Origin of the sequence: Halomicroarcula saliterrae, assembly GCF_031624395.1 — an archaeon.
In the GTDB taxonomy this organism is placed as follows: Archaea; Halobacteriota; Halobacteria; order Halobacteriales; family Haloarculaceae; genus Haloarcula; species Haloarcula saliterrae.
In genome coordinates this window covers 265,645-284,762 of record NZ_JAMQON010000002.1, presented here as the reverse complement: position 1 = coordinate 284,762, position 19,118 = coordinate 265,645, and the positions used below count along the sequence as shown (strand labels likewise).

General features: G+C 67.4%; 16 protein-coding genes, 2 tRNA genes and 1 pseudogene. 8 read left to right on the top strand and 11 right to left on the bottom strand.

The window, feature by feature from the left end:
• Positions 1-94 precede the first annotated feature (94 nt).
• From idi to NDI56_RS09465, 6 genes and pseudogenes are all read right to left on the bottom strand, one after another.
• Positions 95-655, bottom strand: coding sequence for an isopentenyl-diphosphate Delta-isomerase (gene idi / locus NDI56_RS09485; RefSeq protein ID WP_310919228.1), 561 nt, complete (start codon positions 653-655; stop codon positions 95-97).
• Positions 656-813: 158 nt separating this feature from the next.
• The gene (locus NDI56_RS09480) at positions 814-1,755 is read right to left on the bottom strand and encodes a DUF4013 domain-containing protein (protein WP_310919227.1); all 942 of its coding nucleotides are present in this window, start codon (positions 1,753-1,755) and stop codon (positions 814-816) included.
• Between the two features lie 529 nt (positions 1,756-2,284).
• Positions 2,285-2,368 (bottom strand): annotated as a pseudogene (locus NDI56_RS21840) (hypothetical protein); the annotation flags it as partial.
• A 172-nt stretch (positions 2,369-2,540) separates the two neighbouring features.
• Positions 2,541-2,614 (bottom strand) — tRNA-Ile (locus NDI56_RS09475).
• 149 nt (positions 2,615-2,763) lie between these two features.
• On the bottom strand, positions 2,764-3,327 hold the full coding sequence (locus tag NDI56_RS09470) for an FxsA family protein (RefSeq protein WP_310919226.1): 564 nt from the start codon (positions 3,325-3,327) through the stop codon (positions 2,764-2,766).
• A 383-nt stretch (positions 3,328-3,710) separates the two neighbouring features.
• Complete coding sequence (locus NDI56_RS09465; protein WP_310919225.1) at positions 3,711-5,084, bottom strand: cytochrome P450; 1,374 nt, start codon at positions 5,082-5,084, stop codon at positions 3,711-3,713.
• Positions 5,085-5,513: 429 nt separating this feature from the next.
• On the opposite strand from NDI56_RS09465, the gene NDI56_RS09460 reads away from it, so the two are divergent.
• On the top strand, positions 5,514-7,133 hold the full coding sequence (locus NDI56_RS09460) for a DUF255 domain-containing protein (RefSeq protein ID WP_310919224.1): 1,620 nt from the start codon (positions 5,514-5,516) through the stop codon (positions 7,131-7,133).
• 41 nt (positions 7,134-7,174) lie between these two features.
• Complete coding sequence (locus tag NDI56_RS09455) at positions 7,175-7,981, top strand: TrmB family transcriptional regulator (protein ID WP_310919223.1); 807 nt, start codon at positions 7,175-7,177, stop codon at positions 7,979-7,981.
• A 20-nt stretch (positions 7,982-8,001) separates the two neighbouring features.
• Here the strand turns inward: NDI56_RS09455 and mptA are convergent, their stop codons facing one another.
• The 3 genes from mptA to ahbB all read right to left on the bottom strand — a co-directional run bounded on the left by mptA (position 8,002) and on the right by ahbB (position 10,918).
• Positions 8,002-8,946: a GTP cyclohydrolase MptA gene (mptA, locus tag NDI56_RS09450; RefSeq protein ID WP_310919222.1), complete on the bottom strand. Its 945-nt coding sequence runs from the start codon at positions 8,944-8,946 to the stop codon at positions 8,002-8,004.
• A gap of 111 nt (positions 8,947-9,057) precedes the next feature.
• Positions 9,058-9,648, bottom strand: coding sequence for a HalX domain-containing protein (locus NDI56_RS09445; RefSeq protein WP_310919221.1), 591 nt, complete (start codon positions 9,646-9,648; stop codon positions 9,058-9,060).
• 232 nt (positions 9,649-9,880) lie between these two features.
• Positions 9,881-10,918, bottom strand: coding sequence for a siroheme decarboxylase subunit beta (gene ahbB / locus NDI56_RS09440; protein ID WP_310919220.1), 1,038 nt, complete (start codon positions 10,916-10,918; stop codon positions 9,881-9,883).
• 109 nt (positions 10,919-11,027) lie between these two features.
• Between ahbB and NDI56_RS09435 the strand changes: the two genes are divergently transcribed.
• From NDI56_RS09435 to NDI56_RS09425, 3 genes are all read left to right on the top strand, one after another.
• Positions 11,028-12,113 carry an anthranilate phosphoribosyltransferase gene (locus NDI56_RS09435; protein WP_310919219.1) on the top strand — a complete coding sequence of 362 codons (1,086 nt, stop codon included), beginning with the start codon at positions 11,028-11,030 and terminating at the stop codon, positions 12,111-12,113.
• 37 nt (positions 12,114-12,150) lie between these two features.
• The gene (locus NDI56_RS09430; protein WP_310919218.1) at positions 12,151-13,065 is read left to right on the top strand and encodes an alpha/beta fold hydrolase; all 915 of its coding nucleotides are present in this window, start codon (positions 12,151-12,153) and stop codon (positions 13,063-13,065) included.
• Positions 13,066-13,225: 160 nt separating this feature from the next.
• Positions 13,226-13,774 (top strand): peptidylprolyl isomerase, encoded by a 549-nt coding sequence (locus NDI56_RS09425; protein WP_310919217.1) that lies wholly within the window; start codon positions 13,226-13,228, stop codon positions 13,772-13,774.
• On the opposite strand, the gene NDI56_RS09420 is transcribed toward NDI56_RS09425, so the two are convergent.
• Positions 13,765-16,098, bottom strand: coding sequence for an amino acid permease (locus NDI56_RS09420; protein WP_310919216.1), 2,334 nt, complete (start codon positions 16,096-16,098; stop codon positions 13,765-13,767). The genes NDI56_RS09425 and NDI56_RS09420 overlap by 10 nt on opposite strands.
• A 115-nt stretch (positions 16,099-16,213) precedes the next feature.
• Between NDI56_RS09420 and NDI56_RS09415 the strand changes: the two genes are divergently transcribed.
• The 3 genes from NDI56_RS09415 (at position 16,214) to NDI56_RS09405 (ending at position 17,504) form a co-directional block, all read left to right on the top strand.
• Entirely contained in the window at positions 16,214-16,987 is a 774-nt protein-coding gene (locus NDI56_RS09415) for an MOSC domain-containing protein (protein WP_310919215.1), read from the top strand.
• A 50-nt stretch (positions 16,988-17,037) separates the two neighbouring features.
• A complete protein-coding gene (locus tag NDI56_RS09410; protein ID WP_310919635.1) occupies positions 17,038-17,379 on the top strand; it encodes a ferredoxin in 342 nt (113 codons plus the stop codon).
• 40 nt (positions 17,380-17,419) lie between these two features.
• A tRNA-Leu gene (locus NDI56_RS09405) sits at positions 17,420-17,504 on the top strand.
• A gap of 101 nt (positions 17,505-17,605) precedes the next feature.
• Here the strand turns inward: NDI56_RS09405 and NDI56_RS09400 are convergent.
• Positions 17,606-19,054 (bottom strand): DUF4397 domain-containing protein, encoded by a 1,449-nt coding sequence (locus NDI56_RS09400; RefSeq protein ID WP_310919214.1) that lies wholly within the window; start codon positions 19,052-19,054, stop codon positions 17,606-17,608.
• Between the last annotated feature and the right edge of the window lie 64 nt (positions 19,055-19,118).

The window sequence follows — 19,118 nt, the reverse complement described above, 5'->3', positions numbered from 1 at the left end:
CTGTACTCGTCGCTCGTGTCCACCAAAATCCACAGCTATCCGGATTCGGGCCGTCCGTCGGCCAGTCCGACCGGACCGCGACGGCGTCCCCGCGCTAGCGCTCCTCGTCGCGGCGCATCGCAATCTCGAACCACGGGCAGAGGCGCAGCTGGCGGTAGTACTCCGGATGCTCGTCGAGCCGTTCGTAGGGGACCCACATGAGACCGTCGACCTCTTCGGGGTTCGGGTCGAGCGACGTGTCGGTCAGCGTCGCCTGCAACACCGCACAGACCTCCCACTCCAGACCGGCGTTCTCGTAGTAGCGCTTGTACTCGAAGCGGTCGGTCACGCGGAGGTCATCGTACTGGTCCGGCGTGATGCCCAGCTCCTCTTCGAGGCGCTCCTCGGTCGCTTCCTCCTGTGTCTGGCCCTCGACGGGGTGGGAGGCGACGGTGCCGTCCCAGCAGGTGTCCCACAGCCGCTTGTCGGCGGCCCGCTGGGCGAGCAGAATCCGCCCGTCCTCGTCGAACAGCAGAGCGGTAAAGGCGCGGTGGCGGATGCCGTCACCGGTGTGGGCGTCGAGTCTGTTGACGAGTCCCTGCTCGTTGTCGTCGGCGTCGACGGCGATGACGTCTTGCTCGGCGTTCTCGTGAGTCTCGGCCGCGTCGGAAGTCATGTTTCCTATGATACACGCCTGTGTCTTACGCGCTTCGACTTTCTACCGGCGGCTGGCTCGGGAAATGAGCGCCCCGCTTCGCGTCACGGTCCCGCCGCTACAGCGGGTGAGACGGAGCCACGAACGCGGTTCCGGTGGTTCGAAGACGGACGCCGGAGTCAGTCCCAGCGGTTCTCGGCGTCCCCGTCGGCGCTCTCCGCGTCGGTCGAACTGTCGCTGTCGGCGTCACCGGTGTCCCCATCCGCGTCGTCCATCTCCGCACTGCTCCGGGCCGTCTCTTCGGGGGTACCGGCCGCGGTCGTCGCGTCGTCGTCCCAGAGGTCGGTCGTCGCGGTGCCACCGTTGGCGGCCGTGCTCTCGCCCGCCGACGTGTCGGCCGACGCACCGACAGCACCCGCCTTGGTCGGCCCGTCCGGAATCGACGGGAGCTCGCCGTAGACCTGTTCGTAGGCGTCGGCAAACCCCTTCGCCCAGATGTAGGCGACGGCCGACAGCCCGATGAACGAGACCACGAACGCCACCGGTGCGCCGACGACAGTGACGGACAGCACGAACGAGACGATACTCACGCCGATGTTGACGAGGATGGCGAACGCCGCGGCCTTCAGCATCGCACGGTTCGTCCCGACGCGCCGCAACACTTCGACGTCGAAGCCGGCGCCGATGTCGTCCTCGACGACGAAGTTCCCGACCGCGACGGGCGTTACCACGCCGAGGACGAGGGCCCCGACGACGTATATGGCCCCGCCCAGCAGCGTCCCCAGCACGGTGATACTCCAGCTCCCGAGCAGGAGGCCGAGCCCGGACACCACGGCCAGCGGAACGAACGAGACGAGCCCGACGACGATTCCATAGGCGAACAGGATGACGAACGCCTTGGCCCCGTTGACGCTGAGGTCGACGATGTCGTACTCGCTCCACGACGGCGGCACCTCGTCCTCGCCCCTGAGGACGTTCCGTATCACTTCGAGCACGTAACCGTACACGGTGAAAATAGGCAGGAAAACGAAGAACGCGAGAAACGCCAGGCCACCGCCGATAACTACCCGCTTGATCCAGCCGTCTCCCGCTGTCTGGTAGCGAACCGCTGCTTCGATCATATCATGGTACCAATTCGGGGAGCTGTGTAAGTAGCTTGTGACTGTCGGAGACGCGAATCGGGCCACGGCCGCTTTCAGGGCCTCACTCTCGGGGGTTTCGCTCTCCAGGACTGTCGGTGTCTCATAGAGAAACGACCGCACACGTCCTATCTGCGGGGTCTAGGGGCCGTCCCGAACCCGGTCGGACGATTTATGTGACGGCTTGCTGGAGCCGACACCCACGAAGTCACCGGTGAAGCGAACGTCTTGCCGACCCAGCGCGACCTGTATCGGTGGGTCCTCGTGCGGCTCGCTCACCACAACCAGACTAGTCGTCGCCTTTGTACGCACCCTCTCGCTTCCGAACGCTCTCGACACGGAGTATCGTCGACTCGCGGTGTAATCGACACCCGAGACGGTAGCCGCCGACACGCAACTTCTGGAACGGGGAGTTCGTCAGTGGTTCGAGGAACTCGTCGGGCTCGCGCCACTCCGACGAGACGATGTCGTTTAGCGTGATTGGACTGCTGCATCGTTCGGGGTCAAGTCCTCACGCTCGTCGTCGATGTCCCCCTCGCTCTCCACGGTGCGTCAGTGCGGCGTCCAGCACGTTAGACATCGGCGGCTCGTCGTCGGAGTCGCTCGCGACGCTCTGTCGAGTCGTCGCTGCCGTTCGTTGCGACGTTCAGCCTGCGCGTCGCTCTCGGTACGTAACGCAGACCAACCGCTCAGAACTGTGTGACCTGAAGATGAATTGGCTGGGGAGTTTTGACCCCAATGACGGCCGAAACGACCGTCGGTTGGAGTGGGCCAACTCGGATTTGAACCGAGAGCCTCCCGGTTATCAGCCGAGCGCTCAACCTGATTGAGCTATTGGCCCAAGTGAGCGCATCAGAGTGTACCCGAGGGGTATAGAAAAGGGTGACGTTTCGCCACCGCGGTGTGAAACCGCCACAGGGCGGTATACTGTCGGGAGAGTGTCAGTCGAGACCCACCGGGAGAGTCCCGCCGTCGAGAACGCCGGCAGTTTCAGTTGTCGTCGCGTTCCTCGAAGTCGACGTCGGTGGCGTTGTCGGGGTCGAAGCCGCTCCCGTTCGCGTCGCCGCCACCCGCGCCGCCGGGTCCGCTCGGGCCCGCACCGCTGGGGCCGGCGGCACCTTCTTCGTTGGGAAAGCCGCCGATGTACACCTGCCCGCTCGCGAAGCCGCCGGTCTTGGCGTCGATGTAGGGGCGGACGACCCAGCGTCGCAGGGCCGCACGGACCGGGTAGCGGGTCGGCGGCAACGCCAGCAGCAGGCCGACGAAGTCCGTCACGAGGCCGGGCGTGAGGAAGAACGCGCCGGCGGCGATGAGCAGCCCGCCGTCGATGAGTTCGTTCGTCGGCACCTCGCCGGTCGCCAGCTTCTGTTGGATCTTCTGGAGCGTCGCCCGGCCCTCGGCGCGGACGAGCAACATGCCGACGAGGGCAGTGAGGACGACGAGCGCGACGATGACCAGCGGCGGGACCTGATAGATGACTCCCGTCGCGAGCGCCACCAGTAACACGGCGTCGAACAGCGGGATAAGCAACAGCAGCGCGATAGCCCGGAGCATACCCCGGCTTGCAGGGCTGGACTCAAACGCTTTTCGAGAGATAGCGAGGCGTGACCGAAGGGAACGCCTCGAAGCGGAACGGGGAGCGAAGCGACCCGTGGAGCCGTGGAGTAGCGAGGCGTGACCGAAGGGAACGCCTCGAAGCGGAACGGGGAGTAGCGAGGCGTGACCGAAGGGAGACACCTCGAAGCGGAACGGGGAGTAGCGAGGCGTGACCGAAGGGAACGCCTCGAAGCGGAACGGGGAGTAGCGAGGCGTGACCGAAGGGAACGCCTCGAAGGCGAACGGCGAAGCCGTGAGCGACCCGTGGAGCCGTGGAGTAGCGAGGCGTGACCGAAGGGAGACACCTCGAAGCGGCGTCGTGAGCGATAGCGACCGAGCAGTCACGCCCGCTCGTGAACCCGAACGTCGACCGGTTCGGTCGGCGAGAGCGTAATCCGCATTGCCAGCTCCAGCGGGGGTTCGGTGACGGTCTCGAAGCGGTAGCGCTGGGCGAGCGTGGCGATGGCGAGTTTCGCCTCCATGCGCGCAAAGCGCATGCCGATGCAGTGCCGTGGGCCGCCGCCGAAGGGGTAGTAGGCGTAGTCGGGCAGCGACTCGTCGAAGGCGTCGGTCCAGCGTTCGGGGCGGAAGCTGTCGGGGTCGTCGTACCAGCGCTCGTCGCGGTGGACCAGCCACTGGGGAATCGTGAGCTGGGCGTCGGGCGCGATGTCGTAGCCGCCGAGTTCGACAGGCCGCGTCGGCTGGCGGAAGGTGGTAAACGCCGGCGGGTAGAGCCGCAGCACCTCGGTCAGTACGTCGTCGAGATACGGCAGCTCGAAGAGGTCCTCGGCCGTCGGGTCGGCGCCGCCCAGCGCAGAATCGAGTTCGTCGTGGAGGGTCGCCTGGACCTCGGGGTGGCGGCCCAGCAGGTACCACGTGTAGGTGAGCGTCAGCGCCGTCGTGTCGTGGCCCGCCACCAGAAAGGTCAGGAGCTGGTGGCCCAGCCGCTCGCGGGTCATCGTCGCTTCGTCCAGCGACAGCAGCAGGGAGAGCACGTCGTCGCGGGCCGCCCTGTCCTCGGCGGTCTCGGCCTGTCGCTCGGCGATGATGTCGTCGAGCGTCGCCTCGAAGGTCGCCCGAGCCGACCGGACGCGGCGGTTGGTCGGCGTCGGCACGGCGAGCGGGACGTAGGCCGACAGCGAGCGGGGGTCGAGTCGCTCCCGGAGCGCGGCCAGCAGCGGCTCCAGCGCGCCGGCGGTCCGGTCGATGTCCACGTCCAGCAGCGTCTTCCCGAGCACTCGCAGGGTGTACTCGCGCATCTCGGGGAGCACGTCGAAGCGCTCGCCGTCGGTCCAGCCGTCGCCGATTTCGGCGGCGAAGTCGGTCATCGTCGCCCCGTAGGCCGCGATTCGCTCGCGGTAGAACGCCGGCTGGAGCGCGGTTCGTTGCGCTTTCCACTCGTCGCCCTCCAGCAGGAACAGCCCCTCGCCGATGTACTCCCCGAGCGTGCGCTGGAGGAGCGCGCCCTTCTCGTAGTCGCCCTCGTCTGTCACCAGTATCCGTTCGACGAGGTCCGGATGCGTGACGAAGTAGCCCGTCGTCCCGGCCACGTTGTAGCCGACCACGTCGGCGTCCATCTCGCCCACGCGGTCGTAAAACCCCAGCGGGTCCCGCAGCATCGAGAGCGTGTTGTCCACCAGCGGCACGCGACCGGGTCGGGGTGGTTTCGACCCCGGCGTGACCGGTCCCGGACGGTCCACCTCCTGAGTTGCCATGCTCGGGCTTTGGAGGGCGGACAGTTCGGTCTTTCGTCCCAGCAGGTTTGGCTACGGTTCTTGGCTGATAGCAGCCCGATACTGACAGCTAGAAAGCCCCGAACCGTTCGATTCGGGGGACTCGCTGTGCGCTTCCCTGGTTCGAGAGAGCGTAGCTCTCTCGTCATCACGAAAGGCGCTTCGCGCCTTTCGAACGACTTCGCTCGGTCCAGTGCTTGCGTCGTCCGCCGTCGTCGAACGGTTCGCCCCTTTCAGTCCACCCGTAGCTGGTTGGTCAGCCGGCATGGGTGGGACTTTCTGGTTGTTCTTACTGTCGCTCTCGCAGCGGTGACTCCGTCTATCATGGTGCAGGTCTGTCGACATCGCTCGCATCGACCCATGTTTACCCGGAGTGACAGCCCCTATGTGTGCCCATCACCGACACCCGGTATGGACGAATTCGCAGCGGAGACGAAAGTGGAGTGGCGCGAGTGGGGGCCCGAGGCGTTCGAGCGGGCCGCCGGTAGCGGCAAGCCGCTGTTGCTCTCGCTGACGGTGCCCTGGAGTCCGGAGTGTCGGGCGATGGACCGGGGCGTCTTCGGCGAGCCACGCATCGCGGCCAACATCAACGACGGGTTCGTCCCCGTTCGAGTGGACGCCGACCGGAACCCGCTGGTCCGGGAACGCTACACGATGGGCGGGTTCCCGTCGACGGTGTTCCTGACGCCCGAGGGCGAGGTCATCAGCGGGGCGACCTTTCTGGGGCCCGACGGCTTCAGGGGGATTCTCGACTCGGTGCGTGAATCGTGGGACGCGAAGGGGGCCACGGCCGGCTCGGTGCCGCGCCAGCTGCAGGACGAGGCCCCGCCCGCGGGCGAGCTCCGCCCCCGAATCGAGGAACACATGGTAGAGCAGCTGCTGGGCTCGTTCGACGAGGAGTTCGGGGGGTGGGGGTCGGACGTGAAGTTCCCGCTGGCCCGCACTATCGAGTTCGCGCTCGTCAGGGCGCGCGACCAGGCCACCCGCACCCTCGAAGCCGTCCAGACGCATCTGCTCGACACGTACGACGGCGGCTTCTACCGCTATGCCACGGGCCGGGACTGGTCGAACCCGCGCCGGGAGAAGCTGTTAGACGAGAACGCGGCGCTGGTCCGGGCGTTCGCCCACGGCTACCGCTACACTGGGACGGAGGCCTACCGGGACACCGCCATGCGGACCGTCGAATACCTGACCACGGAGCTGTGGACCGGCGACGCCTTCGCCGGCAGTCAGGCCGGCGACGACGACTACTATCAGGCGAGCCCGACGGACCGGGAGGACGCCGACGCGCCCCACGTCGATACGACTGTGTTCGCCGACCGGAACGGGCTGGCCGTCGACGGGCTGCTGTGGACTCACGCCTACACGGGCGACGCTACTGCCCGGCGCTACGCCGAGCGGGCGCGCGACTACGTCTGTACGGAGCTCGTGGGCGACGGGGTGGTGATTCACGACGACGCCGCGGACAGCCACCGCGGCCTCCTCGTCGACCAGGCGGGGGTGCTCCAGGGGCTGACGACGAGCTGGCAGGTGCTGGGCGAGGGCGGGCCGGCCGAGGCCGTCGCCGACTGGACCATCGAGCAGCGCCGGCAGGACTCCGGCGCCTTCCGCGACGGGCCGGCGAGCGGGGCGGGGCTGTGTGGCCGCTCGCTGCACCCGCTGGACTCGACGGTCGAACTCGCCGACGCGCTGGTGGACCTGGCGGCCCTCACCGGTGAGGACCGGTACCGGGCGGTCGCCACCGAGGCCGTCGAGTCCTTCGCCGGCGCCGCCGAGCGGATGGGCGTCGAAGTCGCCGGCTACGCGAGCGTCGCCGCCCGCCTGCAGGACCCCCAGCGACTCGTCGTCGGCACCGAGGCCGGGACGGACCTCCACCGCGCGGCGCTCCGCATGGCCGACCACGAGACGACGGTGGTACCCGACCCCGACGGCGACGGCGTCGCCCGTCGGTTCGAGGGCGACACCGTCACGGCCGAGGGCGCGACGCCCGGGGAGCTCGAAGCGGCGCTGACCGGCGACTCGAAACAGTAAACCACCGACGAGTTTTTGTTCTCCCGACGAGAGGATGGCGTATGGCGAGTCTGCGAGACCTGGGGCTCTCGGAGTACGAGGCCCGCGCGTTCCGGTCGCTGCTCGAGACGGGACCGACGACGGCGAAGGAACTGTCACGAGCCAGTGATGTCCCGATGGGGCGCATCTACGACGTGCTCAACAGTTTAGAGACCTACAGTCTGGTGCGGAGTCAGACGGCGAGCCGACCGAAGAAGTACGTCGCCGTCGAGCCCGACACCGCGCTGGACCGACTGCTGGACGACAAGAAGGCCGACCTCCAGGCGAAGGCCGAACAGTACGAGGACATCGTCTCGGAGCTGGGCGAGCAACTGGAGGCCGGCGACCACGTCGAGGAGCCGTTCTGGACGGCGGCGGTCGGACCGGAAGAGACGCTCGACCTCCTGCTGGAGCGACTGGCCGCTGCCGACGACCGCATCGTCGTGGTCGGCTCCCCGCCGGCCCAGCAGGTGGACCTCGTCGAGGCGACCGAGCGGACCGTCGACGAACTGGTCGAAGCCCTGGAACGCGGCGTGGACGTGTCGCTGCTCGTCGAACGGGACCTCTTCGAGCAGCTGCCCGAGGCCGCCAACCGCGCGTACTACGAGCGCCTCTCGGCCTACGAGAACTACAGCGCCCGCTACAGCGAGAACGTCTCGACCACGTTCGAGCTCATCGACGACGTGGAGGTGTGCATCGAGGTGCCACACCCGCTGGGTCGCGAGGAGACGTTCGGCGTCATCGACCTCACGGACCCCGACTTCACCGCCGACGTCAGCGAGGCGTTCGCCGACCACTGGGCCGAGGCCACGCCGGTCGGGCCGCCGTAGCGACCGTCGCCTCGGACCGCTTAGTCGTCGCCAGTCGATTCTGTGGCCACTTCGCCCCGCAGGTCGCCCAGCTTCGCCACGCGCTCGGCGTGGGCGTTGTGCTGGTGGATGGACTCGTCGTTGGACTGCTCCATGTAGACGATGGCCTCGTCGGGCAGGTCCGGGAACCGGTCGACGACGCCCTCGGCGAGGGCCCGCACGCAGTCCTCGACGAACTTCGCGTCCTTGTGGGCCTCGAAGGTCATGTGGTCCTCGTCTGGCCGCTTCGCGAGGTTGTAGATGCGAGCGCTCATCGAGTCCCGGGCTACCTCGATGAGCTCGTTGAGGTCGACCTCCGGCGCGCCGTCGCTTTCCACCGTGAGCGTGGCGTGGCCCCGCTGGGAGTGACCGGCCTGGGGCATCTGTTCGAGGAAGTCGTCGATGACCTCGTCCTCGACGGCCATGCTGCGGAGGGTCTCGCGGGCACGGGCCGCGGACATCCCCTGCGAGCAGGGACAGACCGTCATCCCGGTGACCTGTGCGCCGATCTCCTCGCTGGTGCCGTCCTCGGTGGCCGTCGCCGAGGCGATGATAGTCGCCGTCGACTGGGTGGCCATCTCGCTTTCGGGGGTCAGCTCGTGGGTGACGTAGTCGGCCTCCATCCGGACCTCCGCTTTCGTCGTGTAGTCGTGTTTCTCGAGCAGGAGCTCTGCGGCGTCGCCACAGACGTCCTCGACCCGGTAGGCCTGTTCGGAGACCGCGGTCTCCAGCGTCTCGTCGATGACTTCCATGTTCCGGGACATGTCCGCGCCCTTCCGCCAGGAGGGGAGGTCGACGAACACCTCGAACTCGGCCATGAGCACTATCGGGTCCCGGTCGCGCCGGCCCAGTTTGACGAGCTTCTCGACACCGGTGACACCGACGCGGTTGAGACCGACCGTCACGTCCGGACTCGACGCCTGCACGTCCGGGAGTTGCTGACTCATTGGCCTCGCTTAGGACGAGGCTCGGTTAGTGCTTTCGGAACCCACAGGTCGGCTGCCGCAGGTCTCTTGGGGGCAGAGAACGAGTGCGCCGCGGGTCGTTGGGGGGGCGTCTCAGTCCGCGGCCGGCGGTTCGGGACGGTCGATATCCCGGAACGCCCGGTCGAAGTCCGTCGGCTCGAAGCCGGAGACGAGCTCCGACAGGGCCGCTTCGGCTGCTTCGATGTCCGCTTCGAGGTCACTGAACTGCTCGCTGGCTTCGAGCTCTCCGGGCGTCTTGCTCTCGACGAGCGCCGCCCGTTTCGCCGTCAGCGCGTAGTACTCCTGCATCTGTTCCTCGTAGTTCAGACACCGTTCGAGGTGTCTGACCGTTCCCAGTAGCGCCGCCGGCGTCACGGGCTTTTGGACATAGTCGTCGAACGGCATATCGATGATGTCGAAGTCCGCTTTCTCGCCCGTCACCATCGCCACGCGCGTCTCCAGCCCGCGTTCGCGGACCGCCGCGAGCACTTCGCCCCCGGAGAGCTTCGGCATCCGGCGGTCGAGCAACACGATGTCGACGGCCGGCGAGAGCGCTTCGAGTGCGGCCTCGCCGCTGTACACCGTCTCGACAGCGTACTGTCCGCCCAGATGCGACGCGTACGTCTCCGCCACGTCGACGTCGTCGTCGACGACGAGTATCTGAGTCCCCCCACGTTCTGTCATTGTCTCGGGTAACAGGAGGTACAAAGACAACAAAAGGGTTGTGGCAATTAACACAGCGTGAAACTACCCCGGCCCTCGCGGGACTACTCCCCGACGATGTCGTCGTACCGAGCTCCGTCTGTTTCAGCCGACCTTTTTCGTCGTCGGGTGTCCTCGCGCTTGCGGCGCTGCGGGCACCGCTCCTCGAAAAACGTCGATGAAAAAGGCCGCTCGGGCCACGGCCCTCGCGGGACTACTCCCCGACGATGTCGTCGTACCGAGCTCCCGTCTGTTTCAGCGTCTTCGTCGAGTACAGCCGGTCGTGGTCGACGGGCAGATACGCCCCCGAGAGTTCGTCTATCTTCTCGTCGACGGCGTCGGCGTCGCGGCCGTGAATCATCGTAAAGAGGTTGTAGGGCCAGTCCTGCTCGGGTCGGCGCGGGCGGTGATAGCACAGCGTGACGTAGGGCAGTTCGCCCACGCGCTCGCCCAGCTCGTCCAGTTCGTCGTCCGGGACGTTCCAGACGACCATGCAATTGTTGTCGAACCCGGTGGTGATGTGGTTCACCACGCAGCCGATGCGTTTGATGCAGCCCTCGGCACGCAGCCGTTCGATGGCTGCGAGCACCTCGCCCACGTCGGCACCGACGGCGGCGGCGATGTCTCCGTAGGGCGTCGCCGACAGCGGGAAGCCGGTCTGTATCTCGAGCAGGAGTCGGCGGTCCAGCTCCGAGAAGTCCGCCGCGGCCTCCTCGCTGATTCGCGTGGCGCTCGCGTCCGTCCCTTCGATGCTCTCACGGGCGAACCTGTCGCTGTTGACGACCGGAAACTCGAGGTCGATGTAGTAGTCCGTCAGCATCGGGAGGACGAGCACCGAACAGCCGGTTCGGGCCTCGATGTCAGCGAGGATGTCGTCGCGTTTCTCGCGGGAGCCGGCGGTGACGACGAACCACATGTTCCACTCGTGGTCGCGGGCGTAGTTGTGGTTCACCTGCCGGTAGTCGTTGATGACGGCGGCGACCTCGTCGAAGCGGTCCGCCGGGGCCGAGACGGCCGCGAGCGTCGAGGAGCCGATGACCGGCGGGTTCAACACGGCGCCAAAGCGTCGGAAGATACCGTCCTCGCGGAGCCGTTCGACTCGTTTCAGGGCCTCTCCGGCCGGAATCTCCAGCTGTTCGCCGACCGCGTCGAAGGGCCGTTCACACACCGGGAAGTCGCTCTGGAACTCGTCGATGAGTGCGGCGTCCACGTCGTCGATACGCTCCTGCCAGTCACTCGCCCCGAGACTCATTGGTCCGGCTTAGGAGTCGACCGGTGTATCCCTTTCGGGAACTGCCGGCGTTCCCGCAATATGAGAACGAAACGGAGGGGCTTTCAAACTCCCATCCCAACGCCCCCGCATGGCACAAGCGACCCGTGAGTACGGTGACTGGCCGCTGAAACGGCTGATGACCGAGGTCGTCGGCTCGGGCCACAAGTCCGCCGACGACATGACCCGCGAGCAGGCCCGCGAAGCCTTCCAGCGAATTCTGGACGGCGAACCGGACCAGACGACGCTGGGCGCGTTCTGGCTGGCCAACCGCTGGAAGCGCAACACCCCCGAGGAACTGGGCGCGTACGTCGACGTCATGGCCGAGGAGTCCGTCGTCACGGCCGAACCCGACGCTGAGCCGGTCGACTGCGGTGCGAACTACGACGGGAAGGGCCGCTCGGCCATCCTCGGTGTCGCCGCCGGGCTCGTGGCCGCCGCTGCGGGGACTCCCGTCGTCGTCCACTCGGGCGACCGCGTCCCCACCCAGAAGCAGGACGCCTACAAGCACGTGCTCGACGAACTCGGCGTCCGAACCGAACTCGACCCACAGGAGAGCGCCGACATGGTCGACGACGTGGGCTTTGGCTTCTACTATCAGCCCGCGTTCAACCCCGGCATCGACGACCTGTTCGACCGCCGCGACAACATGGGCGTCCGCTCGTTCGTCAACACGGTCGAGACGCTGGCCAACCCCGCCGGTGCGAGCGTCCACCTGGGTAGTTTCTACCATCTCCCGTTCGCGAAGAAGATGGTTCGAACCCTGACCAACGCCGACTCCAGCACGGTCGAACGGGCGCTGTTCTTCCAGGGGATGGAGGGGTACGACGACGTGCGTCCCGGCGAGACCGTCGTCGCCGAGTGGCCCGTCGAGGGCGAGGAGAGCGACGACGAGGACATCGCGGACTTCGAGATTCGCACGAGCGAATACGGCATGGACGTCACCAGCGACGACCTGCAGGTCGACGACGTGGCCGGCGAGTCCGCGGCCATCACCGAGGCCGTCCTGACCGGCGACCGAACCGACGGGTTCGCCGACGCCGTCGCGCTCAACGCCGCTCTGCGCATCTACGCCCGCGAGGACGCCGACAGCATCGACGCCGGGCTCGAACAGGCCCGCGAGGCCATCGAGGACGGCAGCGCGGCCGAGGCGCTCGACGCACTCCGGGCGTTCTGAGCGAAAGCGGCTTTTTCGCGGCGACCCAGGGTTCGCTATGGTCCCGACCGACGACTGGACGGTCCCTGCCGAGGGCGAACCCTGGAGCCACGACACCGTCGAGACCAACGGCGTGTTGCTCCACGTCGTGACGGCCGGTCCCGAGGACGGCCAGCTCGTGGTCCTCTTGCACGGTTTCCCGGAGTTCTGGTACTCGTGGCGCCACCAGATTCCGGCGCTGGCCGATGCGGGCTACCGCGTCGTCGCCCCGGACATGCGCGGCTACAACCGTTCCGAGAAGCCCTCGGGAGTCGACGCCTACCACATCGACGAACTCGTCAGCGACGTGGCCGGGCTGGTCCGGGCGTTCGACCGCGAGTCGGCCCATATCGTCGGCCACGACTGGGGCGGACTGGTCGCCTGGCAGACTGCCACCGACCGCCCCGGCGTCGTCGATCGGCTGGCGGTACTCAACGCACCCCACCCGAGCAAGTACGAGCGGACGCTGCGCTCGAATCCGACTCAGCTCCGCAAATCGTGGTACGTCGGCTTCTTCCAGCTCCCGGTCGTGCCGGAGTGGGCCCTCGGCGCGAACGGTTTCGAGGCGCTGGACCGGATGCTCGGCGAGGGGACGGTCCGGAGCGACGCGTTCACCCGGACCGATATCGAGCGCTACAAGGAGGCGTTCGGACAACCGGGGGCGCGCACGGCGGCGCTCAACTACTATCGGTCGCTCGCTCGACGGAACGCGCGACTCACGCTGACGGGCGGCGGCGTGGGCGCGCTCCCGGTGCGGGCGCCGACGCTGCTCGTCTGGGGCGAACAGGACGCGGCGCTGGATATCTCGCTGACAGAGGGACTCGACGAGTGGGTCCCGGATATCCGCGTGGAACGGCTCCCCGACGCGAGCCACTGGGTGCAGTTCGACGCGCCCGAGCGGGTGGCGGCGCTACTGCTGGACCATCTCGACTAGGGCGGACAGCCGACACACACGGCCGCGAGGCGACGTGTCGGACAATCGCGACCCGCCTCGCGGTGACAGGTCAGGACATAGCGGCTGTGGTTCCGTCCCCGTTGATGAAGCTTCGGTCCCAGTGGGCAAGCTTTTGGCCCGTGATGCCCTCGGCCAGTGTATGAGCGACCTGACAGCGACGCTCCACACGACAGAGGGCGACATCGAAGTCGAACTGTACGACGACCGCGTCCCCAACACCGTCGAGAACTTCGTCGGGCTGGCCGAGGGCGCCGACGACTACGACGCCGCCGAGGTCGGTCCCGGCACCGGTGCCTGGGAGGACCCGGAGTCCGGCGAGAAGCGTATCGACCCGCTCTACTCGGATATCGAGGTCCACCGCGTCATCGACGACTTCATGATTCAGATGGGCGACCCGACCGGCACCGGTCGCGGCGGCCCCGGCTACACGTTCGAAGACGAGTTCCACGACGACCTGACCCACGACGAGGCCGGCCTCCTCAGCATGGCCAACCGCGGTCCCGATACGAACGGCTCGCAGTTTTTCATCACGCTGGGCGCCCAGCACCACCTCAACGGCAAACACGCCGTCTTCGGTGAGGTCACCGACGGGATGGACGTCGTCGAGGCCATCGGCGACACCGATACGGACCCAAACGACGCGCCGACGACGCCGATTCATCTCGAATCCGTCGAGATTCACCGGTAGTCACTCGGATCGCTCGGAGTCCCGCCGGACGGTGACCCCCGGCGCGGAAGGCGCTTTCTGAGGTATCGCAGGAGGGGGAAGAGCCGCTCGCTCAGCTGCCCTCGGACGCCCGTCTCGCTGGCGTAGACGAGGACGGGTACGTCACGCTCGGCCGACAGCCGCACCACCTCGTCGGGCGTGCTGCCGAACAGCGCCTGCTTGAGCCACCGGTCCCGCGAGGCCCCGACGACGAGGACACCGCCGTTGTCCGCGGCCGTCTCGACGAGCCCCTCGGCGACGGACTCGGCGAAGACGTTAGTGACTGCCGTCCGCTCGGCGCCGGCCAACGCGTCGAGTGTCGTCCCCGGCGTCTCGTCGGTCCCCTGCTCGGTCGAGGAGACGTTGATGAGATGGAGTTCACTGCCGAGTTTGCCGAGCTCGTCGACCAGCGGAAGCAACGCTTCGTGGTGGGGCCCACCGCCCGCGCCGATGTTGATGGTCGAGAGGTCGTCGGCGGCCACGGTTCTGTCGGCGAAAAAGAGGTCACACGGGGCTTCGCGTTCGACGGTCTCGGTCACGTCCCGGTGGCGCTCGGGGTACCCGAGCAGGAGCAGGTCTGCGTCGTCCTCGCGGGCCGTCCGGACGATGTCGAAGGCGATATCGCGGCAGGTGTGGCCCTCGACTGTGTAGTCGACGCCGACGTCGGCGTGTTCGAGTTCCGCCTGGAGGCGCTCGGTGCGGGCGCGGGCCGTGTCCTGGACCGTCTCCCACGGCGTCTGGTCCGGAACGTGCGTGACGTTGAGGACGTTGACCACGGGTTCGGCCTCGGAGGCCCGGGCCAGCGCTGCCGCGAGCCGGACGTACCGAAGCGCCCGGTCGGGCCGCGCGACCGGGACGAGGACACGGAACCGCTCCGCCGCCTCGGCCTCGGCGGGCGTCCCTTCGGACGCTTCGGCCGGTGTCGACCGCGGGACGATCTCCCGGAACATGTCGGTCGTCGCCGGCCGGCCGCCCCACAGGAGATACGCGCCGACGAGCGCCGCCGTCAGGACGACGCCGGTGACGACGCCCGACTGGGGCAGATTGTAGACGAGGCCGAGGTTGGCGAGGACGCCGACGACCGGGACGAGCGGGACGCCGGGGACACTGAACCCTCGCTCGATGTCGGGATAGCGCCGACGGGAGAAGACGAGGGCGACGTTGACCACGGCCAGCGGGAGCAGGAGATTGAGCGTGGCGAACCCGGTCAGTGCCGTCAGCCCGAGGTCGAGTCCGAAGAGCCCCCCTTCCGAGGGGAAGACGGCGATAAACGCCACGATGAGCGAGACGATGGTGGCTGTCGCCGTGGTCACGCTCCAGAACGGCGTCCCGTACTCGCGGTGGATGCGGGCGAACCGACGGGGTGCCTGACCGCGTTGCCCCATCAGCGAGCCGATGGAACTGGCCGCGAGAATCGAGGCGTTCGAGGCCGAGACCATCGAGAAGACGGCCCCGGCGACGATGAGTGACTCGCCGATACTCCCCAGGAACCCCTCGGCCACTCGCCCCATCGCCGTCTCGCCCTCCTGTGCGATTATCTCGGCCGGCACCGGCGAGTTCACCATCGCGACGATGACCAGCGTGTAGAGGACGGTGACGGTGACGATACTCGCTGCGATGGCCCGTGGCACCGTCCGCTGTGGGTCGATTATCTCGCCGGCGCTGGCCGCGATGGCCGAGAAACCGAAGAACGTGATGAACGCCAGCGCGGAGATGGTGACGATGTCGACTGGCGCGACGACGAACCCGCCGGCGAACGTGCCGACGGCCGACGACGGGCCGCGGAAGCTGAAGGCCCCGGCGACGAAGGCCAGCAGGACCGCCACCTTCGCGCCGGTGACGACGAGCTGGAACCCACCGCTCTCCTCGGTGCCGCGGGCGTTGAGGACTCCCAACAGGAGGGCAGCGAGTACGCCCGTGGTCCCGTGGGGGAGGAACTGCAGCGACTCGGGAACGATAAACCGGAAGAACCACTCGTCCATCGTCGCCAGATAGAACGCCGTCGTTCCGGTGTACCCCAGGAACAGCGACATGCCGATGGCGTAGGTCAGCAGGTCCCGGTCCTCGAAGGTCTGCGAGCAGAAGAGGTAGCCCCCGCCGTTCTCCGAGTAGATGGAGGCGAACTCGGAGTAGGCCCCAGCGGTCACGCTGGCGACGAGGGCGGCGATGACGAACGCGATGACGGCGCTCGACCCGACGGCCGCGACGGCCGTCCCCGACAGGGAGAAGATGCCCGCGGCGATCATCGTCCCCAGCCCGATGGCGAAGGCGATTTTGAAATCGAGGGTCCGCGTGTGTTCGACCATCAGTGCCTCTGTAATATTGGTTGTTTGACAAGTAACTCTGTCGGCTGCCCCACGTCAGGCACAGTATCTGACGTGTGGCCAACAGCTATGACGCCGGCGCGCCTTGCCCCGCTCAGTGGCACATATCGACCGACTCACAGTCTATCCGGTGAAGGGACTGGACCGACTCGACGTCGACCGGTCGCGGGTGCTCCCGGGCGGCACGCTCGAACACGACCGGGAGTTCGCGCTGCTCGACGACGGCGAGCGCATCAACGCGAAACAGTCCGACCGCTTTCACGCGCTGGAGACGACCTACGACCCGGAGACCGAAACGCTACGCGTCGCCTCGCCCGAACGCCGTGAGTTCCCCCTCGACACCGAGGCCGGGCGGGCCGAGGCGGCGGCGTGGCTCGCCGACGCGCTCGCGCTCGACGCCGACCTGCGACTCGACCGGAGCACGGAGCTCGGCCACGTCGACCGTCAGGCGATGGGCCCGTCGGTCGTCAGCACCGCGACGCTCGAAGCCGTCGCCGGCTGGTTCGACGACCTGACCGTCGAGAGCGCGCGCCGCCGCCTTCGGGCAAACATCGAGGTGGGCGGCGTCCCCGCGTTCTGGGAGGACCGCTTCGTCGGCGAGGGGGCCCCGGCGTTCCGGGCCGGCGACGTCCGAATCGAGGGCGTTACGCCCTGTGGCCGCTGTGTCGTCCCCTCGCGGGACCCCGACACCGGCGAACCGACGCCCGAGTTCCGCACGCAGTTCATCACGAACCGCGGCGAGACGTTTCCCGACTGGGCCGACCGGGACGCCTTCGAGCACTTCTATACGCTGATGCTCATCGCCAGCGTCCCCGAGGCCGACCGCGGGAAGACGCTCGCCGTCGGCGACGCGGTCGACGTCGTCGAGTGACGGCTGCGGGAACCGACAGCGGAAAGACGGTCGGCCCGCTACAGTCGGCCATGACAGAGGCCGACGAACCTGTCGACCCCAGCGAGTTCGGGGAGCAGAACGCGCCGCCGGTCGAGGACCAGCCTTACAAGATAATCTTCGAGGCCAACAAGTGCTTCGGCGCGGGCAAGTGCGCCGAGGTGTCGACGAACTGGTCGCTCTCGCTGGACACCGGTATCGCCCAGCCCAACGCATATTTCTTCGGCGAGGACGAACTGGACCACAACATCGAAGCCGCCGAGATCTGCCCGGCGAAGAAGGACCGCGGCGTCATCCACATCGTCGACCGCCGGACGAACGAGGAAATCGCGCCCGACCCCGAGGGCGACGGCAGCCTCTCGGTCGACTGGTAACCGAAACCCGTTTTCCCGCGCGGCGTACAGGGACAGATGCGCGAGGGTAGCCGAGCTTGGCCAAAGGCGGTGGGCTTAAGACCCGCTCCCGTAGGGGTCCATGGGTTCGAATCCCATCCCTCGCATCTGCGACGAGCGATTCTATCGGCGGCCGCCGCTATCGGGATACGCAAAAAAGTTCGCAGAGGGCTGTCTCAGAGGCCGCTGTACCGTTTCTGCGCCGAGCTTAGTTCCCGCCCGAGTCCTGCGCGACGAACAGGTCGAAGGACGTGTCGCTCGGCTCGTCGTCGGCCGAGAGGTAGCCGGCCGCGAAGGCGGTGTACGCCGTGGCGCCGTTCAGGCTCACGTCGAAGTCGGCGACGACGTCGCCGTCGTTGCTCTCCGTGTCGCCCCGAACCTCTACGGTGTAGTCGTTGGCCGGCACCTCGACGGTCCCCGACTCAGTGTACCCGACGCCGTCGAACAGCGCGTCGCCGGAGGCGTTCGCGGTGACGTCGACCGCGGGTGCGTCGGGCGAGACGTGCACGAGGCGGAGTCGGGCCGTGTCGCTCCCCGGCGCGCTGGTGTCGTCTTCGAGGACGAGCGGGGCGAACGCTTCGTCTGCTCCCTCGCTGATTTCCCCCGCCGCGACGACGCTGTAGGCCGTGTCCGCCTCGACGGTAATCGAGTCGTCGAAGACCGACGTGCTCTGGTCGCCGGCGGCGGTGATTTCCACGTCGTGTTCGCCGGCACCGACCTCCAGATAGCTACTCGTGGTGCCGAACTCCACGTCTTCGAGCACCGCCGACCCGTCGAGGTAGACGTCGACGTTCGGGGCGTCGGGTGACATGTGCGAGACCCGGACCATCGCCGTGCCGGACATCCCGTCGTCCATCTCCGTCGCCCCGCTGTCCTGCGCGACGAACAGGTCGAAGGCGGTGTCGGCGGGCTCGTCGTCGGGCGAGAGATACCCCGCGGCGAAGGCGGTGTACACTGCTCCTCCTCCGAGACTCACGTCGAAGTCGGCGACGACGTCGCCGTCGTTGCTCCCGGTGTCACCCCGAACTTCGACGGTGTAGTCGCCGGCCGGCACTTCGATGGTGCTCGATTCGGTGTAGGCGATACCGTCGAACAGCGCGTCACCGGACGAGGCGGCGGTGACGTCGACCGCGGGCGCGTCGGGTGAGGCGTGCACGAGACGGAGTCGCGCCGTGTCACTCCCCGGGTCACTGTTGTCGTCTTCGAGCACGAGCGGGGCGAACGCCTCGTCGGCCCCCTCGCTGATTTCCCCCGCCGCGACGACGCTGTAGGCCGTGTCCGCTTCGACCGTAATCGTGTCGTCGAAGACCGACGCGCTCTGGTCGCCCGCTGCGGTAATCTCGACCTGATGCTCCCCGGCACCCACCTCCAGATAGCCACTCGTCGTGCCGAACGCGACGTCTTCCAAGACAGCGCTCCCGTCGAGGTAGACGTCGACGTTCGGAGCGTCGGGCGACATGTGCGAGACCCGGACCATCGCCGTGCCGGACATCTCCCCGCCGTCGCTCTCCGTCCCGGTCTCGGTCTCAGTTCCGGTTCCCGTTTCCGTCCCCGTCGGGGTACCACCGCCGTCGCTCCCCCCACAGCCAGCGAGCCCGACTGTCGCTGCGGTTCCGATTCCGAGTAAGACCCGTCGTCGACTTTTGTCCGTTGACATCAGACGACCCGAAGGGTGTTATGGATATAATACATTTCGCAACTCGGACTAAAATCTCCCTCAA